Origin of the sequence: Acinetobacter sp. MYb191 (assembly GCF_037572605.1) — a bacterium.
Lineage (GTDB): Bacteria > Pseudomonadota > Gammaproteobacteria > Pseudomonadales > Moraxellaceae > Acinetobacter > Acinetobacter johnsonii.
Window position 1 is genome coordinate 102,529 of sequence record NZ_JBBGZP010000016.1, and the last position, 16,864, is coordinate 119,392.

Genomic DNA, 16,864 nt, shown 5'->3' on the forward strand with positions numbered 1-16,864 from the left:
GACACATGCTGTGGCAAAACTGGATAAATAAACGCTTTCAATTTAAGGCTGAAAAACAACTGACCCAAAAAGATGTACTGGTTTTTATTTATCAGCAAGGATATCTATATGTGGTGCTGATTTTAATCACCTTTATTGCAGGGGTGAATTATGCCAATAACTTAATTTTAGCGTTTTGTTTTTTAATCAGTGCCGTACTATGTTTGAGTTTTTATTTGACCTTTAAACAGCTACATGGGTTAAGTATTGACCTTGTATTACCTGAAATAGGGCAAGTTGAGAGTGCATTGCAATTACAAATACATTTCAAACAACATCATTCACAGCCTCGATACCTTTGGCTCACTTATGCTGATCATATAGAACAGTTGTTTATTCAAGATACCCATCAGGTGGTCGATTTAAATTTTTTTCCAAAAGCGCGCGGACAGTTTAGTTTTACAGAGATTAAAATATATTCGACTTATCCATTTGGTCTTGTTCGCGCTTGGAGTTATTTTTTCATTCAGAAAAGCCTGTGGATCGCGCCTAAAACTAAGCCTTTAGCGGCAGAAAATAAACAGCAACAGCACAGTTTTGAACCGGACATGGATGAATTTCGAGAATTGCGAAATTTTAAAGAGGGTGACTCTTTACAGGCTGTTTCATGGAAACAAGTGGCACAAGGTCAAGGTTTATTTATTAAAGTCTTTGAACAACATCAGGATCAACACAGTTTAGACATCCACTATGCACATATGCCGAGCCCTTCACATGAAGAAAAATTGAGCTTAATGATGGGCTTGGTTGAACAATGTGAGCAGTTGCAGTATGCCTATGCACTGTATTTACCCCATGCTGAACTAGCCAAAGGGATAGGGCGAGAACACTACCTTCAAGCCAAATTACTTTTGGCGCAGGCATAGCGAGCACAGTATGCATTCTTCTATTCGTATTGCCATTGTACTGACACTGAGTTTGATTTGGATCACACAACTAAGTTTTAGTCCTGTGCTATTGAGTGTCATTTTCGCCATTTGTATCGGCTGTCTATGGTATTTCATGAAATCCACGGGAAACCATTTCCCGAAATGGGCAATTTACATTTTGACCTTTGCTGCTTTAGTTGTCACTTTTTGGAGCTATCAAAGCTTTTTAGGGGTGGAAGCGGGCGTAGCTGTTTTAAGTATCTTTCTCTTTGCTAAAGCCTTAGAAACAAAAACGCAGCGTGATGTGATTATTCTGTTTAACTTTGCTTTATTTGTTGCGGCGAGTATGTTTCTACATAGTCAGTCATTTATGACGGCCGTGATGGTTTTACTCTGTTTATTGAGTTGTTTGTTGGGGCTGTATCGAGTGCAAACCCATTCTTTTGCATCTGAAAATTCGAATCGTATGGCATTAAGGCAAGATGCAAAACACATCATTAAATTTGTAGGTCTTGCACTGCCTTTTTTTGTGCTGTTGTTTATCTTTTTTCCACGGTTACCCCCACTTTGGCATATTCCAATTCCTGAAAATAAAGCAGTGACAGGCATGAGTGACAGTATGTCACCTGGAGATATTGCGCAATTATCCCAGTCCAGTCATTTGGCTTTTCGTATTATCGGTGATGTCACTCAGCTCCCCAATCGTTCAGAGCTTTATTGGCGCGCGATGGTCTTAGATCAATATGATGGGCAAAAGTGGACCAGTAGTTTTATTAACCAACAAAGCATTGCGGATGATACATTAACGCAAATCGCTACATCCAAAAAATGGAACTATCAATATTTACCCGCTGATGTCGCGATTCCGTGGATTATGGCATTGGAATATTCAAAACCCTTAGAGCGACGTTATCAGCTACGTCAGGATTGGAGTATTCAGGCTTATCGTCAAGTGCAGCGTGTTGAACCTATTGCATTGCAATGGATGGGAAATGTTCAATTTTCCCAGAGTGAATTATCTAAGATACAACGAAGCATAAACTTAAAAGCGCCTGAGCACATGGACTTGAAAGCGCAGCAATTGGCACAGCAGCTGTTTAAGCAAAGTGACGAGAACCCGAAACGTTATATCCAAAATGTTTTGCAATGGTATCGCAACAATGGCTTTAGCTATACCTTGCAACCGGGCTTGTTGGGACAGCATCGTATTGATGAGTTTTTGTTTCAATCCAAACAAGGCTTTTGTGAACATTATGCTTCTAGCTTCGTGATGCTGATGCGTTATGCGGGAATTCCAGCGCGTATTGTGGTTGGGTATCAAGGTGGCCAGCCTTCACCAGATGCAAAAAGTTGGGAAGTTCGACAGTTAGATGCGCATGCATGGACGGAAGTCTTTGTGGATGGGCGCTGGAAACGCTATGACCCAACAGCGATGATTGCACCACAGCGTATTGAACAAGGTATGCAAGATTTAATGAGCCAAGATGCCAGTGTTTGGGGGGAGAGTAGTCGATGGAATGTACAACGCTATTCGGTATTAAACAAAATGCGCATTTGGAGCGACTATGCAAGTTACCAATGGCAAAGTAAGGTGGTTGGTTATAATGCAGAGACTCAACGAGGTTGGTTACAGAAGCTAGGACTCCAATCCAGTTATTCATTGGTATTGCTGATTATGATTAGCATTGGTGGATTAGTTTTACTATACTGGTGTGTTATATCTTGGCATAAACGTGCTCAAACTTCTGAATATGACGTAGTCATTCAGTCTTTTTCGCGAAGCTTAACGGCTGAGCAGCGTAAGCAAGATGCCGAAACGGTAAATCAATGGTTGTTGTGCTTAGCTCAAGACGTTAAACCTGAACAGCAAGTTTTATTTCATCAGGCAGCTGATTATTATCAACAAATGCGTTATTCCAATACGTTGAATTCAAAAAATATTCAACAATTTAAACGAATGCTTAAAACTTGTGCATCTGCTTTAAAAAACAAGAAATAGCGCTTGTCATACTTTTTAAAAGTGAATATTATGCTTTTACTTCAGGTGTATAGCTCAGTTGGTTAGAGCGCTACGTTGACATCGTAGAGGTCTCCAGTTCGAGTCTGGATATACCTACCAAAATTCGTTGATATATCAACACATTAAAGCCCACTTAAAAAGTGGGCTTTTTGTTTTCGGGGAATATTCGGGGTATTTTCGGGGTATGGCGTAATTCCCCAATGTGGAAAACTCGTTCATTTAAACTTAAAAACGATGACTAACGGTAGCTAAATCAATAACAACATGGACATCTATTCTTATTTCATCTGGACACTTTTTTCTGTTTTAGGGTTAAATGTGACTACACAAAACCATGGAACATTGTTTAATAAATAATCGTGGAACACGATAAACTATTAAAAAATCCCAATACATCTGAATTGGGATTTTCAAGTCATTTAATACATTGAATTATATGAAATAAAAAATTGAATTACGTATGGCGCGTATTATGTTAATTTTAGGAAAAATTAAAATTACTGAAGTTCAGCAAGTATTAACTTAGCTTGGACATGTCCATTATTTGCTGATTTTCTAAGCCAGTTTAATGCCTCTACTCGATTCTTCGATAACCCATTACTCCCATTTAAGTAACTTTGACCAATATTGAACTGAGCCGTTGCGTTACCATTATTTGCCGCTTTAAAATACCATTCAACTGCTTTGGTATCATCTTTCTGTATACCTCGACCGTACTCATACATTAGCCCAAGGTTATTTTGCGCAGATGGATCACCCTGAGCTGCTGCCTTGCTATACCATTCAAATGCTTTGACATTATCTTTCTGTACACCTCGACCATTGAGATACATTAGCCCAAGGGCTCTTTGCGCAGATAGATCTCCTTGAGCGGCTGCCTTGCTATACCATTCAAATGCTTTGACATCATCTTTCTGTACACCCTGACCATTGAGATACATTACCGCAAGGTTAAATTGCGCATCTACATCTCCTTGAGCGGCTGCCTTGCTATACCATTCAAATGCTTTGACATCATCTTTTTGTACACCTCGACCATACTCATACATTTCCCCAAGGTTAAATTGCGCAGATGGATCGCCTTGAGCGGCTGCCTTGCTATACCATTCAAATGCTTTGACATCGTCTTTCTGTACACCTCGACCGTACTCATACATTCCTCCAAGATTATTTTGCGCTGGTGCATATCCTTGAGCAGCTGCCTTGCTATACCATTCAACCAGTTTTGTATCATCTTTTTTTACGCCCTGACCATTAGCATACATTCCCCCAAGGTTAAATTGCGCATCTACATCCCCTTGAGCTGCTGCTTTTAAAAACCATGCAACCGCTTTGGCATCATCTTTCTGTACGCCCTGACCGTTGACATACATTAGCCCAAGGATTCTTTGTGCAGATGGATTCCCTTGAGCCGCTGATGCTAGTGTTTTGTCAAAATTAGGAACTTGAGCGAATGAATAACTAAATGAAAATGCTAATATTAAGAATAAAAAAATATTTTTTTGGTAATTCATATTAATAAATCTTATAAAAAATGAGAGCTGGATGAGTTTATCCAATATTACTTAAAACTGGTAAAGAATCTATATTTAAGATATTGGCGCTTATATGAAATCAAAAGCTGATGATCCATGAAATGGAAGCATCAGCTTTATTGGCAAGACTAACGGTAGCTAATCCGCTCTGGTTTAGGTGCTTCATGTCCTTCTAAATAGTGGTCGGTCATCTTCACAGTTGCATGTCCTGCCAGTGCTTGTGCGTACTTTTTCCCATACTTCTGTGTAATGTTATAAATACCCAAAGCGCGTAAGTCATGTAACGATGGTCGTTGGTTTGGTTCCAAATGATCATACGCGCCTGACAAGTCCCGATACTTTTTAAACTGCTTGGTAATATGATCCTCCGTTACAGCAAAAGGATGCAGTTTCGCATTACGGATTTGCTCGTTAATACGGTCTGGTCGCGTTGCAATCAGGTAAGGGCAACGTAGTCGCATAGAATGCTCTATACATTGCAATACGACTTCTCGTAGCTCAGGATGCATATCCACTTCAATAAACACGGGCTTGTCGTAATTCAGCGATTTATGCTGTAGTACGGTCATGGTGTTGTCTTTAATGTTAATGCTTGAACGTTCCATCACCACCAGATCGGCACGCCGTTGAATAGAATGTAATGCCAGATCAATCGCCAGTTTTAACCAAGGCGGACAAACAGCTTTTACAATTTCAAGCGATTCGTTGGAGTGTCGCGTTCTGACTTTTTCTGGTCGTATTGGCTTTAAGGTTTTCTCTGCAATATTTTCAGGTGCCCAGCCGTTGGCCACAAAGTATTTCCAAATGTCGATAAGCTGTGAACGGTGCTTTTCTGCCTGAAAGTCGGTCTGCTGTTTCAGGTATTCAGAAATCATAAGTAGGGTAATGTCGGTGCAATAGAACTGCCCCCACATATCCTGATATTTACCAATGTTCGCCGTGACATTCACCAAGGTGTTTTTGGCAAGTTTCTTCTTGGGTAAATGCAGCTTTTCATATTCATCCAATGCTTGGCCAAAGTTTGGAATATTACTTTGCTTATGTGCTTTTTCTACTGAAGATAGAATTTTAGACACAATGTCTGGGTTACGCTCAAGCACGGTGTTCAGTGCCTGAGCTGCCTTAATAGCTTCATTACGGTCTTTACCGAGTGACTTACGCTGTCCGTTCGGTAGAAGGTAGCGGAAGTACATAGTGCCATTGGGCTTTTTGTCGACTTCGACATGGGGAGGTAAGTCCAAGTTCCCCGACTTGCGACCTCGAGGAGCCATATTAAATCTCCGCTAAAATTCGGTCTGCAATGGAGTTACCTGTTTTAGGTGGAGACTTAAGCTCGACCTTAGGCACTTCATCTGTATAGAACAACGGCGCACCCCAACTGGTACATTCGACATACCATTGTTTACCAATTTTTTTACCACTGAGCCAGCCACGTTTTATATGGCTCACTAGTGTGTCGCGGCATGGACGGGATTCTTCATCTTGCCAATAGCGTTCAGCAAATACGCTGAGCTTGAGGCGTTGGATATTAGCGGCCATTTGGAGTTTCCTCCTTATCAAGTTCTTTTAAATACTTATGAATGCTTCCCAAAATTTGAGTTAGCCACTTTGTTTCTCTAGGGCTACGTGTTCTCGAAAATAATTGAACTAAGTGGTCTGTCATACCTTCATCAATACATTCAATTAAATGATTTTCAGCTTTTTCTGTCCAATGACTGCCGCGATATCCAGTCCAAGCACTATCCCAGCATCTAATCGTAATTTGTGACTTATGTTCACCATACCAAACAATAAAAAGATCAATTGGATCAATACCTGTTTGAGCAGGAATATGGTGAGTTCGGACTTCTTTAACTTCCATGTCTTACCCTCCAACTAACATTAAAATTGCAGTAATGACTAACCAGCATATAAAAGCTAGGCCAAGGAAAAGGGCAAAGTCACGTACGTTCACCCAAATGATAGAGCGAAGTGCAGGGCGTAATTCCGCAGTTGCAGGATGTTGGAAAAGGATAGGCGTCGTTTGACTAGATATAGGCTTTTGTTTCATACTTATCTCGCTTTAATCCAAAGCCCCGTTCATCCGCCAAGAGCACGGGGCTTTTTATTGTCTGTAAGTTCAATATTAGGTATGCCTAATTAAATAGTCAATAGGTTTACCTAATTTTTTGGATTTTATATCGAGTTGAACAAAAGATAAATTTTATGGCATCAAGAATAATTTCTGGAATTCGTGTAGTTGTACTTCAACTAAGCTTAGTCTTAATTGCTTTTATGTTTTATATAACCTAACATCTCTTTTTTAGAAAAATGTTTAATTCATGCTTGATATTATTGCGATTGCTCAAACTGAATACTTGCTTGAAAAATCAGAGGCAAGTCGTAAAGAATTGGGACAATATTTTACTGGAAGTGCTATTGCAAAATTTATGGCATCTTTAGTAATAAGTAATTCATTGCAGGAAGAAGTAAAAATTTTAGATGCGGGTGGTGGTTTTGGTATTTTAGCGATTGCTGCATCACTAAAATTATTAGAAATAGGGGTTAAGAAAGTTCATGTTGTTGTATATGAAATTGATTTGGAGCTCCTCACTCATTTAGAAAAAAACTTAAAAGAACTCGAGGCTTTATTTATAGAGGAACAGGCTTCCTTTAGCTATGAGATTCTTACTCATGATTTTGTATTGTCTGGACCTGACATGTTGGATCCGAGTTTTGATTTAGCCATTATCAATCCGCCGTACTTTAAATATAACTCCAAAACTTCTCCGTATGCAGATGCTACCTCTAATTTATTTAAAGGAAATCCTAATATATATGCTTCTTTCATGGGAATTGCCAGTGCATCTTTAAAGCCTAATGGACAATTGATTGCAATTGTACCAAGAAGTTTTACTAATGGTTTGTATTTTAAAGGTTTTCGTCATTATTTAAATAAAAATTTAAATCTAAATCGACTACACATTTTTCATTCACGTAATCAGCTCTTTAAAGAGCTTTCCGTATTACAAGAAAATATTATCTGTAGCTACATAAAGACTCACCAACAAGAACAAATACAAATATCCTCTTCGGAAGGATATGAAGACTTTGATCATTTAAATTTTGAAAGCTATTCTTCGGAGATGATTATTGATTACTCTAATGAGCAGCAAATAATACGGATACCTGCTGACAGAGAAGATGCAAAAATAATCAATTTTATTGAAAATCTTCCTTCAAGTTTTGAAGATAATAGGTATTTTATTTCTACTGGTCCTGTAGTAGAGCATAGAACACAAGAATATATAGTTTGTGAAGAACCTGTGCCAACTATTCCACTATGGAGAATGCACAATATTAAATGTATTGAAGCTATCTGGAATGGTGACCACAAAAAAGATGAAACTTTTAAGTTAAAAGCTGGGTCTGAAAAGCATTTAATTATTAACCAAAACTATTTTTTACTTAAAAGATTTAGCTCTAAAGATGAAAAAAGAAGACTTGTAGGTGGGGTATACATACCTAAAGATAACTCACAGTACATGGCTTTAGAAAATCATGTTAATTATATTGGCCATAAAGCAGAGCACCTTACAGTAGCTGAAATTTTCGGTGTAGCTGTATTCTTTAACTCGACATTACTTGATCGATATTTTAGATGCTTATCTGGAAATACCCAAGTAAATGCTACTGAGATTCGGTTAATTAAAATGCCAAATCGAGAAGTGATAAATCAATTAGGTGCTGTATTCTTGGAAACAGGCAATCTGAACCCTACACAAGAAACAATAGATAAAGTAATCAGAGATATTTTGAAGGCCTAAAACGATATGGAAAATAGCGGTGCACAAAAATTAGAGCAAACAAAGGCATTATTAGAAGCTTTAGGTTTACCGCCTGCTCAATATAATAATAGATCTGCTTGGGTATTTCTGGCATTAGCTTCTTTGAGGCCAGAAGATGATTGGGCACAAGCTAAGGCACCGCTTCTACCTACTGTTGAAATTATGCAGTTCATCCGACAATTTTATGGTCAAGATTATAAACCTAATTCTCGTGAAACCATTCGACGTCAAACTTTACATCAATTTGAACAGGCTCGAATTGTTGATCGGAATCGAGATGATCCGACTAGAGCTACAAATAGTAAAGATAATAACTACTCACTAAATGAATCCATTTTAGATATTTTGAATGTATATCCTAATGGTGATTGGCAAGAAAAAATTAAGGAATACCAAAAGGATTTACCAAACTTACAAGTCTTATATAGCAAGGTTTTAGATAAAGAAAAAATTCCAATTAAATTACCTAATGGAATAGAAATCAAACTCTCGCCAGGAAAACATAATCAACTTCATGCTGATATAGTTCATGAATTTTGTCCAAGATTTATAGGTGAGGGTGGAGAGGTTCTTTATATTGGAGATACTGCTAGTAGTCGAGCCGAGGGTGGTAAACTCATGATTTTGGAAACCGCAAGATTAGCAGAATTAGGAGTTCCTCCTATGTCTCATGATAAATTACCCGACGTAGTCGTATATGATAATAAAAGAAAATGGTTATTCTTAATTGAAGCTGTTACTAGTCATGGTCCAGTCTCACCAAAAAGATGGTTGGAATTAGAGGCTGCGTTATCGACTTGTATAGTTGGAAAAGTATATGTAACAGCATTTCCGCATAGAGCAGAGTTTAGAAAAAATGCAGCTGATATTGCATGGGAGACTGAAGTTTGGATTGCAGATAATCCTGATCATATGATTCATTTCAATGGCGATAGGTTTTTGGGGCCACATAATTAATTTATTAAAGGAAAATGAGTATGAATAGAAAGATAAATGCGCAAGATCTATCCTGGTTTTATGATCTCTACAACAGAAATCTTCTAAATCTAGAACCACCATATCAAAGAAGAAGTGTGTGGACTTCAAAAGATAGAAAATATTTTTTAAATACCGTATTAAATAACTATCCATGTCCTCCAATTTTTTTGCATAAAAACACGGATGAAAATGGTAAAGCTATCTACAATGTTATAGATGGAAAACAAAGACTTTTAACTATATTTGAGTTTATTAGTAATAAAATTAGATTAGATGATAGCTATAGTAATGATCGTTTAGATAATAAGCGTTGGATGGATATTAGTGACTCTAAAATCAGAGCTGATTTTTGGGATTATAGTTTCTCTGTAGAACAATTAGATTTCAATGATGATGATACTGTTATTGTTAATGATATCTTTGATCGACTAAATAGAAACTCTAAGAAACTTAATTCTCAAGAGCTAAGGCACGCTAAATATTCAGGATGGTTTAATAAATTCTCAGAAGATCAGACTAATATCGGTGAAATTAGAGATGTTTGGAACTCCCTTGGAGTATCAAGTGTTTCTCGTAATAAGCGAATGATGGATACTCAATTCATTTCTGAACTAATGATTATGACCATATCTAAAAATACGCAAGGATTTAGTCAAGATCAAATTGATGAATATTATGCTCTTTATGATGATTTAAGCTCTCTCGAGGAAAATAATATTGTTTTCAGTGAAGATGACTTCTCTATATTATTTTCGAAAATTAGGGATTTTATATTTAAAGTGAATAATCATAATGGTTGTATTAAATTATATTTTACGAATAATAATTTTTATACAATTTGGAATTATTTAATTAATAAAGATTTTGATAGTTTAAATGTGATTGATTTTTCTGAGCAATATCTCGAGTTCATGGAAAAAGTTCAAAAGGATAATTCAGGTGATATCAATAATGATAAAATAAACTTTATCAAGTCCTATCAAGATAATAGTACAGGTGCAAGTACAGAGCTTAATCAAAGGAGAGGCCGCCTAGAAGCCTTAAGCGGTTACTTGGGCTAATTTTCTATGAAAATATCAAGAAATATTAGATCATTATATGAAATAAATTTAGCATTATTTTCTGAGTTAGGAAAATTAGTAGATGTGAGGATGCTAGAGCATAAAAAAAAGAGTTGGCATTATTTGTCAAGGTTAAAAGCAGAAGAGTCCTTCTGCTTAAAGTTAGAGAGTGGAAATCATAAAGAGTTTATTTTAGAAGATTTTTTTGCATGTACACTTGTTGTAGAGAACTACGCTAGTATTAATTTAGCTATTCAAGCTATTGAGAGTTTTTTGACTATTAATCGTAGAAAACCAAAATTAGATGGTTCTACCCACTTGCAACCATATGATTTTTCTTTTGATGATCTAAGATTATATTGTTCTCTTAAAATTCCTGAGCATTTACAAGAAAAATATCATAAATTTGAAGGGTTGGAGTTTGAAGTTCAAATAAAAACTTTTCTACAACATGCTTGGGGAATTGCGACTCATGATTTAATATATAAAGGAGATTTTTTAGATTGGGGAGCATCCAGAATTGCTTATCAAACTAGAGCTCTATTAGAAAATGCAGAATTGACAATTCATAATGTTACCCAAATGCTAGAAAATACAGAAAAAATTCAGAAAAGTCATATAGAATTTGATTATTTGAAAGAAATTTTTGATGTGATTTCTACCTATTGGCAAGAAGACTCTTTACCAAAAGACAAAAAAAGATTAATTGAAAATGTTTTTAAAATACTTAAAATTTCAAATGATCCTAAAGCTGAAAATGGAATATCTCATGGAGAATATTTAAATAAAATCCTTAAGGATTATATTTCTGAGGTGGAAGTCATGCCTCGTAATGTTGATATATATCATATTATATTGACTCTACTTTTGGAGGAGAAAGATTCAAAGCTTTTAAAATACATTCAAAAAACTCAAAGGAATAAAATTTTTATTGATGATTTGGATGATTTTGATTTAGATGAAAAAATAGTAACTAAGTGTATGAATGCAAAAGGAGCTAATTATCTAACTTTTGAATTTATAAATTCGAAATCAATGGGTTGATAGTATTTTGTTTGATTGTGGATTTTTAGATTAAAGTAAAAAATATAACTTCATCTAAATTAATGTAAAAAATTAAAGGCCGCCATTTATTCGTTTTTTGGAGGCTTTTTTATTGATTGTAGTGCTCTCATGAAATATTTATAAATTACGATTTAGATTTATTTTGACTTAGAATTAAGGCTATGCTTAGCAATACTTCAATAGTTTCAGGATTTAAAGAATTTTTTTGCTCTAACTCATCAAGTGTATTTATTAGTTTCTCAAGTGATTGACTACGTGATGATGATTTTAGGTTCTCAGATTGACATTTAAGTAAGATATTATTTGAATTAACATCGTCTTTACCTGTTGCAAGCCAAACAGGATTTACATTTAAATATTTTGCTACTCTTAATAAATTTTCCCCTTCCATAGTTTTCGATTTACCACTAAGCCAATCACTTACTGATGGGGGTTTAACACCAACTGCACGAGCAAGATCTACCCCCTTTATTTTTTTAGGCGGTAAAATTTCCATTGCATATCTGAGACGTTCAGCTAATGTTTTCATAATCTGATCCAAATAGTTAGGTAATCCTAACATGAATTAAATTAGGTATTCCTATTGATTTAAAATAAGGAATACCTAATAATTGGTTTAGAAAATTAGGAGCTTGATATGACAGATAACCAACTCATTGAAGCTTTGGGTGGATGTAATGCCGTTGCTCGTTTATTGGGAATAAAGCCTTCTTCAGTTAGTGGTTGGAAGGCGATTCCTACTGACCGAAAAATTCGTTTGGCTGTAATTGCCGAAGAAAATGGAATTAGTACTCGTAAAGAAATCTTTCCAGTTACATATGTTGATATTTGGATTGAATTAAGAGAACCGACCAGAGCTAGTAATATTATTAGGTAAGCCATCTAATAAACACGTTCAAAGGAAGCCGTTATGAACATATTAGATGCTGCTTATCACACCGTGCACGACTACAAAGGTGGAGCAAATGCACTTGCACCCCGAATGGGTATCAAAAGTCCCGCCGTGCTCAATAGCAAAGTCAATCCAAATACAGACACCCATCACTTGACGCTAGTAGAAGCAACCAAGCTGATGGCGCTAACCAACGACTACCGAATACTGCAAAGCCTCAATGCCCAGCACGGCAAAGTCGCAATCAATCTGCCTGACATACCCGAATGCAGAGATACAGCACTCACAGACTTAGTGCTGAGCTTTGGGATGAAAGGCGGAAACGTCTACACGCTATTTAAAGAAATGATGGCAGACGGACGCATCACACGCGGAGAAGCCATAGACATGTCTAAGGTCATTCACCGACTACACGAAATACTGGCCGAACTGGATGCACAAATACACCAGTGCGTAGACGACAAATAGAGGTAACCCATATGAGTTTAGATGCAACGATTTGGGCTTGGAGAGCGGATGTAGACAGTTCTACACAACGCCTCATATTACTTTCACTGGCAGACCGCGCAGGGGAAGACCACAAATGCTACCCAAGCATTATGCGTATGGTTAAAGACACTAAAATGAACCGCAAAACCATCATCAAAGTTTTAGACGACCTAGAGAAAAAAGCCCTGATTAAATATACAGGGAAGATCGTTGGCAACGGCGTAAAAGTCTATCAACTGCTGGGCGTGGTCGGTCGGGAAGATCATCCAACCAGTACCAAAAAAGGGACTAGTGGTAAAAACGGGACTAGTTCCAATTTAGGTACAGGTTCCAATATTGGTACTAGTACCGAAAACGGAACAAGTACCAGTCCCAAAAACGGTACCGAGACCAGTACCGAAATTGGGACACAGAATCTCCCAAGGAATCTTCCAATAGAATCTAAAAATAAAAAAGACTGGCTTTGCTCAAAAAAACTTCGTGAAGAAATTACTTTGGCCGATGACAGCATCGAACCAGAGACCCTCATGACAGCGAAATGGGTGGAACGAGAAAAACGCGCCTTTGAAATTTACAACCAAGACAAAACCATTTGCGATGAACTTCTGAATTTCTACTTTGCTGATTGGCTGCTGCATGCATACCGAACCAAGTATTCCCAAGAAACCAAAACGGGATACGGCAAAACACCTGCAGCAGAACCGAAGCAGCTCACTGACAAACAGATCTCGACGTTTGCACAAAAACTTGCCCATCACCCAGAGTTTGCGAGCAAGCAAAGCGCACCGGGTGATTCATACGAACAACTGGCATCACGCATTGCTATCAAACTCATGAACCCAGCCCAAGCGAAGAAATGGGAACCATACCTCAAGCAAGTGGGCTTCACTGGCAGTTTGCAGGGGGCAGCATGATTCCACACGGCGCAACACACATCGAAACCGATGGAACATTTTGGAAATGCATCAACGGACGTTGGTATTACTGGAAAGAACGCTTTGGATGGTGCGGATATGTCGGTGGGGTCAACGCAATATTTATGAACAACAAAAACGAATTGGGGACGATGTACGCATGAAAATCATGATTGGAATTGATACAGGGGTGAAGACAGGTTTTGCTGTTGCAGCAGACCGTGGCAAGGGTGGAGAGCTAGAACAGGTCGAGAGTTTATCTATCACTCAAGCTATGACCAAAGTTAATGACTCGGTACAAACATGGGGTGCCCAAAACGTCTGCTTATATATCGAAGATGCTCGGCAACGTACTTGGTTTACCGGTGGTCGTGAAAAGGCACAGGGCGTTGGATCGGTCAAACGTGATGGCCAAATATGGGAGGACTGGTGTAAGGAACAAGGCTATCTGTACAAGATGATCCATCCTGCAGCCAATGCCACTAAAAAGAAAGCCACGGACTTTTTCCGTATGACAGGTTGGAAAGGTCGTACCAATGAACATGCACGCGATGCAGCCATGTTGGTGTTTCAACGAATTGCGAAGTTTTGAGGGAAAGAGGATGAGTGCAGCAGTAACGATTATGCAAGCGATGGATTGGACTAAGTTCAGTACTGAGGACTGGTTTCGTCAATTTGGTGCGTGGATGAATGGCGATACTGAGACAAAGAAGCTGGTGTATAAATCACTACCAACACGTAAGCTCACTCAACATCAGCGTGAAGAGCTTATTGCTAAATATATGAGTGATGAAGGCTTTCGAGAGCAACGCTTAAGAAAAGGTGTGGTGTGTCAAATCACAGATAATGAAGCACGTGCATTTCAGCGCATTGTCTTGGATATCCGTCAAATTGATAGTGAACCATTGCAAGAATGGATGGATGCTGTTTGGCAGATTTGTGTAGAGAATAAGAAACTGCGTGAAGTTGCTGAGATGTATGAAACATCAACTATTCAAATACGCCAAGATATGAAATGTGCTTTAGCATTTATAACTGGTAGATATCCAAATTTAAAATCAGATTTACTTCAAAAGTAATTGCGTGTGTACACAGGATATGGCATATTCGTGATAACTTGACGAATTTTGTACTTAAACGTCATTTAAGAAAATTAAGCTCATCATTTGATGGGCTTTTTTAATGCTCAATAAATGAAAATGAAAGACTTTTACTCATTGTTACCCATGTGACATAAAGGATAGAGTAAGCCAATGATATAGCTGAAGAATATCAGCGTATGTTTGGTGAGTTATTTAAAATTATAAAGACCCAATATGATTCAGAATTTACGGTTGAATATATTCTAAAGTTATTAATTTAACTATTGGTATGCTTAGAAATAGGCAATGTGGGATTTTAAATTTTGTATTAATCTAAACTTACATAGTGTTACCAATAGTTACAAGACAATTCACATAAATCCGACTAGAATGCTCGGTATTAGCTTCTCCATGAATAGTTAATATCAGTTTTCTGCCTGCACCTTCCCCAAGGTGCAGGTTTTTTTTCCCTAAATATTCGATGTACATGGATATTAACTGAGAGTGATATTGAATGTTTCAATTATTGAAATGCTTATTCGGACTACATGGCGTAGTGGAAATTCATCATTGTAAAGATGGTGAGTTAGAGGTTTGCCGAAATTGCCTTAAAGTAAAAGATATTAAGTAAATAGATGAATGTCTTATGACAAAATGAAACCCCACTCAATATGGCCTATTGGTGGGGTTTTTAATGGTGGATTAACTTTATTCGTAATAGTATTGATGCCTAAATAATGCTCAATTAATCCATTTAGCTAAATAAATAGCCACCTTTGATTAAGAATTAGTATTTAAGGTGTGTATGAATTAAAAATTCTCATATGTTAAAGTCGGTCTGACCATTAATGTGAGGCTTAACTTATGGGAGTATCAACACCTATGTGTGTTAAGGCTATATATTTAGAGCAACAAATAAAGGTAGGTATTTTTGAAGTCAGTAACCCATTTAACTTTGAAGTACAAACAAGATATTTGGAGGTTGGAGCTTTGGAATATATTAAAGGCCATTTCAAAGATTCCAATGTTGAAATTACGATAGTTAATGAAAAGGGTCGGACTAAATTTAGAGCTGAATTGAAAGGACTTTATTTTTAATTATTAAGACAATTTCTCTTTGTATTTTGTGATGCAAAACACAAAATATAGTAATTTAATGTAATATTTCGCAAATTGAATTTGTGTAATTGTCTATATACTACACTTCTGGACTATAAGCTGTAGTCAACCTCCTATGCTAAGGAGGTTTTTTTTTAATAGAGAAAAATCATGATCAAATTATTGAGATGTTTAATTGGTTTTCATGGCACGCCTGAAATCGATTATACGATTGATGGTGATGAAATCTTAGTCTGTCGAGAGTGCTTAAAAGGAATTAAAAGAACTTGTCATTGATCAGGTGAATTTTATTTCTAAGGAATGGAACACATAAAGATTTAGTTTTGATAAGCATATAACTTTTTGTGTAACCATGAATTACAATATTTACTAAATAGATATTTTAATTAACTTTTATACGGTTTTTTCTCATCCACATAAGACTAGAATCGTTTTTCTGGAACGGCGTTGGACAACATGAAGTCCTAATGACTAGAAGATTATGCCAACTGAAAATTAATAGTATTGAAATAATGTAGAGGTCAAAAGGGAATTTAATGATTCTCTTTCTATAATAAATTTCAAAGTTTTTTTTGATGAATCGGATTTAACTTCGCTAAAAGTTATAAAAAATATCTGTGGAGTACAGTTTATGCAAAAGTTAATCTCATTTACTGCTGAGTTAGATGAATTTAACAAATTTAAATTCACGCAAACTTCATTTCCAAATTGTTATGCTCCTGATCATACATTTGAATCCAAAAAGGGAACTTTTAGTCTTCAGCATTCGATCTTCGAAGGTCAAACAATTTATATATTGTATGGTCTAGGGAAACTCACTCAACGTCAGTTAATTAAATTAAAAAAAGATTGGCGTAATTACTATAACGCTCTTAAATGATTTCGACTATTTTTTAATGGCGATAATTGAGTTTCCCGAGTATCTGAATATAAATGTTCATATTTGAGAATATGACTATAAATCAATTTTATGA

Annotated in this window: 18 protein-coding genes, 1 tRNA gene and 1 pseudogene; 14 read left to right on the forward strand and 6 right to left on the reverse strand. The window is 36.7% G+C overall.

Features of this window, described 5'->3' with window-relative positions; genetic code table 11:
* The first annotated feature begins 5 nt into the window (after positions 1–5).
* The 3 genes from WH214_RS11750 (at position 6) to WH214_RS11760 (ending at position 3,027) form a co-directional block, all read left to right on the forward strand.
* Positions 6–905: a DUF58 domain-containing protein gene (locus tag WH214_RS11750; protein ID WP_339993410.1), complete on the forward strand. Its 900-nt coding sequence runs from the start codon at positions 6–8 to the stop codon at positions 903–905.
* 10 nt (positions 906–915) lie between these two features.
* Positions 916–2,907 (forward strand): transglutaminase family protein, encoded by a 1,992-nt coding sequence (locus WH214_RS11755; RefSeq protein WP_339420906.1) that lies wholly within the window; start codon positions 916–918, stop codon positions 2,905–2,907.
* A gap of 43 nt (positions 2,908–2,950) precedes the next feature.
* Positions 2,951–3,027: transfer RNA gene (locus WH214_RS11760), tRNA-Val, on the forward strand.
* Between the two features lie 398 nt (positions 3,028–3,425).
* Here WH214_RS11760 and WH214_RS11765 read toward each other — a convergent pair.
* From WH214_RS11765 to WH214_RS11785, 5 genes are all read right to left on the reverse strand, one after another.
* Positions 3,426–4,442, reverse strand: coding sequence for an SEL1-like repeat protein (locus tag WH214_RS11765; RefSeq protein WP_339420905.1), 1,017 nt, complete (start codon positions 4,440–4,442; stop codon positions 3,426–3,428).
* 149 nt (positions 4,443–4,591) lie between these two features.
* The gene (locus WH214_RS11770) at positions 4,592–5,734 is read right to left on the reverse strand and encodes a tyrosine-type recombinase/integrase (RefSeq protein WP_339420903.1); all 1,143 of its coding nucleotides are present in this window, start codon (positions 5,732–5,734) and stop codon (positions 4,592–4,594) included.
* Position 5,735: 1 nt separating this feature from the next.
* The gene (locus WH214_RS11775; RefSeq protein WP_110974749.1) at positions 5,736–6,002 is read right to left on the reverse strand and encodes a hypothetical protein; all 267 of its coding nucleotides are present in this window, start codon (positions 6,000–6,002) and stop codon (positions 5,736–5,738) included.
* Positions 5,992–6,324: a hypothetical protein gene (locus tag WH214_RS11780; RefSeq protein ID WP_339420901.1), complete on the reverse strand. Its 333-nt coding sequence runs from the start codon at positions 6,322–6,324 to the stop codon at positions 5,992–5,994. The genes WH214_RS11775 and WH214_RS11780 overlap by 11 nt, the downstream gene beginning before the upstream one ends.
* Positions 6,325–6,327: 3 nt before the next feature.
* Entirely contained in the window at positions 6,328–6,513 is a 186-nt protein-coding gene (locus WH214_RS11785; RefSeq protein ID WP_339420899.1) for a hypothetical protein, read from the reverse strand.
* A 271-nt stretch (positions 6,514–6,784) separates the two neighbouring features.
* On the opposite strand from WH214_RS11785, the gene WH214_RS11790 reads away from it, so the two are divergent.
* From WH214_RS11790 to WH214_RS11805, 4 genes are read left to right on the forward strand one after another with little or no spacing between them, the layout of a single operon-like run.
* Positions 6,785–8,269: an Eco57I restriction-modification methylase domain-containing protein gene (locus WH214_RS11790; protein WP_339420897.1), complete on the forward strand. Its 1,485-nt coding sequence runs from the start codon at positions 6,785–6,787 to the stop codon at positions 8,267–8,269.
* Between the two features lie 6 nt (positions 8,270–8,275).
* Entirely contained in the window at positions 8,276–9,247 is a 972-nt protein-coding gene (locus WH214_RS11795) for a BsuBI/PstI family type II restriction endonuclease (protein ID WP_339420895.1), read from the forward strand.
* A gap of 20 nt (positions 9,248–9,267) precedes the next feature.
* The gene (locus WH214_RS11800; RefSeq protein WP_339420893.1) at positions 9,268–10,329 is read left to right on the forward strand and encodes a DUF262 domain-containing protein; all 1,062 of its coding nucleotides are present in this window, start codon (positions 9,268–9,270) and stop codon (positions 10,327–10,329) included.
* A 6-nt stretch (positions 10,330–10,335) separates the two neighbouring features.
* Positions 10,336–11,373: a hypothetical protein gene (locus tag WH214_RS11805; protein ID WP_339420891.1), complete on the forward strand. Its 1,038-nt coding sequence runs from the start codon at positions 10,336–10,338 to the stop codon at positions 11,371–11,373.
* A 322-nt stretch (positions 11,374–11,695) separates the two neighbouring features.
* On the opposite strand, the pseudogene WH214_RS11810 reads toward WH214_RS11805, so the two are convergent.
* Positions 11,696–11,923, reverse strand: a pseudogene (locus tag WH214_RS11810) (helix-turn-helix domain-containing protein); the annotation flags it as partial.
* Positions 11,924–12,031: 108 nt separating this feature from the next.
* Here WH214_RS11810 and WH214_RS11815 point away from each other — a divergent pair.
* The 7 genes from WH214_RS11815 (at position 12,032) to WH214_RS11845 (ending at position 16,770) form a co-directional block, all read left to right on the forward strand.
* Positions 12,032–12,271 carry a Cro/CI family transcriptional regulator gene (locus tag WH214_RS11815; protein WP_339420889.1) on the forward strand — a complete coding sequence of 80 codons (240 nt, stop codon included), beginning with the start codon at positions 12,032–12,034 and terminating at the stop codon, positions 12,269–12,271.
* A gap of 33 nt (positions 12,272–12,304) precedes the next feature.
* Positions 12,305–12,754, forward strand: coding sequence for a phage regulatory CII family protein (locus WH214_RS11820; RefSeq protein WP_339420887.1), 450 nt, complete (start codon positions 12,305–12,307; stop codon positions 12,752–12,754).
* Between the two features lie 11 nt (positions 12,755–12,765).
* Positions 12,766–13,689, forward strand: coding sequence for a helix-turn-helix domain-containing protein (locus tag WH214_RS11825; protein WP_339420885.1), 924 nt, complete (start codon positions 12,766–12,768; stop codon positions 13,687–13,689).
* A gap of 160 nt (positions 13,690–13,849) precedes the next feature.
* Positions 13,850–14,281, forward strand: a complete 432-nt coding sequence (locus WH214_RS11830) for a hypothetical protein (protein ID WP_339422929.1) — start codon at positions 13,850–13,852, stop codon at positions 14,279–14,281.
* Positions 14,282–14,291: 10 nt separating this feature from the next.
* Entirely contained in the window at positions 14,292–14,768 is a 477-nt protein-coding gene (locus WH214_RS11835) for a hypothetical protein (protein ID WP_339420883.1), read from the forward strand.
* Between the two features lie 867 nt (positions 14,769–15,635).
* Positions 15,636–15,869 carry a hypothetical protein gene (locus tag WH214_RS11840; RefSeq protein WP_339400846.1) on the forward strand — a complete coding sequence of 78 codons (234 nt, stop codon included), beginning with the start codon at positions 15,636–15,638 and terminating at the stop codon, positions 15,867–15,869.
* A 652-nt stretch (positions 15,870–16,521) separates the two neighbouring features.
* Complete coding sequence (locus WH214_RS11845; protein ID WP_339420881.1) at positions 16,522–16,770, forward strand: hypothetical protein; 249 nt, start codon at positions 16,522–16,524, stop codon at positions 16,768–16,770.
* Positions 16,771–16,864 lie beyond the last annotated feature (94 nt).

What these genes read in the sequence shown, in the direction of transcription:
- WH214_RS11825 (WP_339420885.1), top strand. Translation starts at nt 12,766, where the DNA reads ATGAGTTTAGATGCAACGATTTGGGCTTGGAGAGCGGATGTAGACAGT.
- WH214_RS11755 (WP_339420906.1), top strand. Translation starts at nt 916, where the DNA reads ATGCATTCTTCTATTCGTATTGCCATTGTACTGACACTGAGTTTGATT.
- WH214_RS11765 (WP_339420905.1), bottom strand. Translation starts at nt 4,442, where the DNA reads ATGAATTACCAAAAAAATATTTTTTTATTCTTAATATTAGCATTTTCA.
- WH214_RS11785 (WP_339420899.1), bottom strand. Translation starts at nt 6,513, where the DNA reads ATGAAACAAAAGCCTATATCTAGTCAAACGACGCCTATCCTTTTCCAA.
- WH214_RS11770 (WP_339420903.1), bottom strand. Translation starts at nt 5,734, where the DNA reads ATGGCTCCTCGAGGTCGCAAGTCGGGGAACTTGGACTTACCTCCCCAT.
- WH214_RS11835 (WP_339420883.1), top strand. Translation starts at nt 14,292, where the DNA reads ATGAGTGCAGCAGTAACGATTATGCAAGCGATGGATTGGACTAAGTTC.
- WH214_RS11845 (WP_339420881.1), top strand. Translation starts at nt 16,522, where the DNA reads ATGCAAAAGTTAATCTCATTTACTGCTGAGTTAGATGAATTTAACAAA.
- WH214_RS11805 (WP_339420891.1), top strand. Translation starts at nt 10,336, where the DNA reads ATGAAAATATCAAGAAATATTAGATCATTATATGAAATAAATTTAGCA.
- WH214_RS11790 (WP_339420897.1), top strand. Translation starts at nt 6,785, where the DNA reads ATGCTTGATATTATTGCGATTGCTCAAACTGAATACTTGCTTGAAAAA.
- WH214_RS11795 (WP_339420895.1), top strand. Translation starts at nt 8,276, where the DNA reads ATGGAAAATAGCGGTGCACAAAAATTAGAGCAAACAAAGGCATTATTA.
- WH214_RS11775 (WP_110974749.1), bottom strand. Translation starts at nt 6,002, where the DNA reads ATGGCCGCTAATATCCAACGCCTCAAGCTCAGCGTATTTGCTGAACGC.
- WH214_RS11840 (WP_339400846.1), top strand. Translation starts at nt 15,636, where the DNA reads ATGGGAGTATCAACACCTATGTGTGTTAAGGCTATATATTTAGAGCAA.
- WH214_RS11800 (WP_339420893.1), top strand. Translation starts at nt 9,268, where the DNA reads ATGAATAGAAAGATAAATGCGCAAGATCTATCCTGGTTTTATGATCTC.
- WH214_RS11820 (WP_339420887.1), top strand. Translation starts at nt 12,305, where the DNA reads ATGAACATATTAGATGCTGCTTATCACACCGTGCACGACTACAAAGGT.
- WH214_RS11750 (WP_339993410.1), top strand. Translation starts at nt 6, where the DNA reads ATGCTGTGGCAAAACTGGATAAATAAACGCTTTCAATTTAAGGCTGAA.
- WH214_RS11815 (WP_339420889.1), top strand. Translation starts at nt 12,032, where the DNA reads ATGACAGATAACCAACTCATTGAAGCTTTGGGTGGATGTAATGCCGTT.
- WH214_RS11830 (WP_339422929.1), top strand. Translation starts at nt 13,850, where the DNA reads ATGAAAATCATGATTGGAATTGATACAGGGGTGAAGACAGGTTTTGCT.
- WH214_RS11780 (WP_339420901.1), bottom strand. Translation starts at nt 6,324, where the DNA reads ATGGAAGTTAAAGAAGTCCGAACTCACCATATTCCTGCTCAAACAGGT.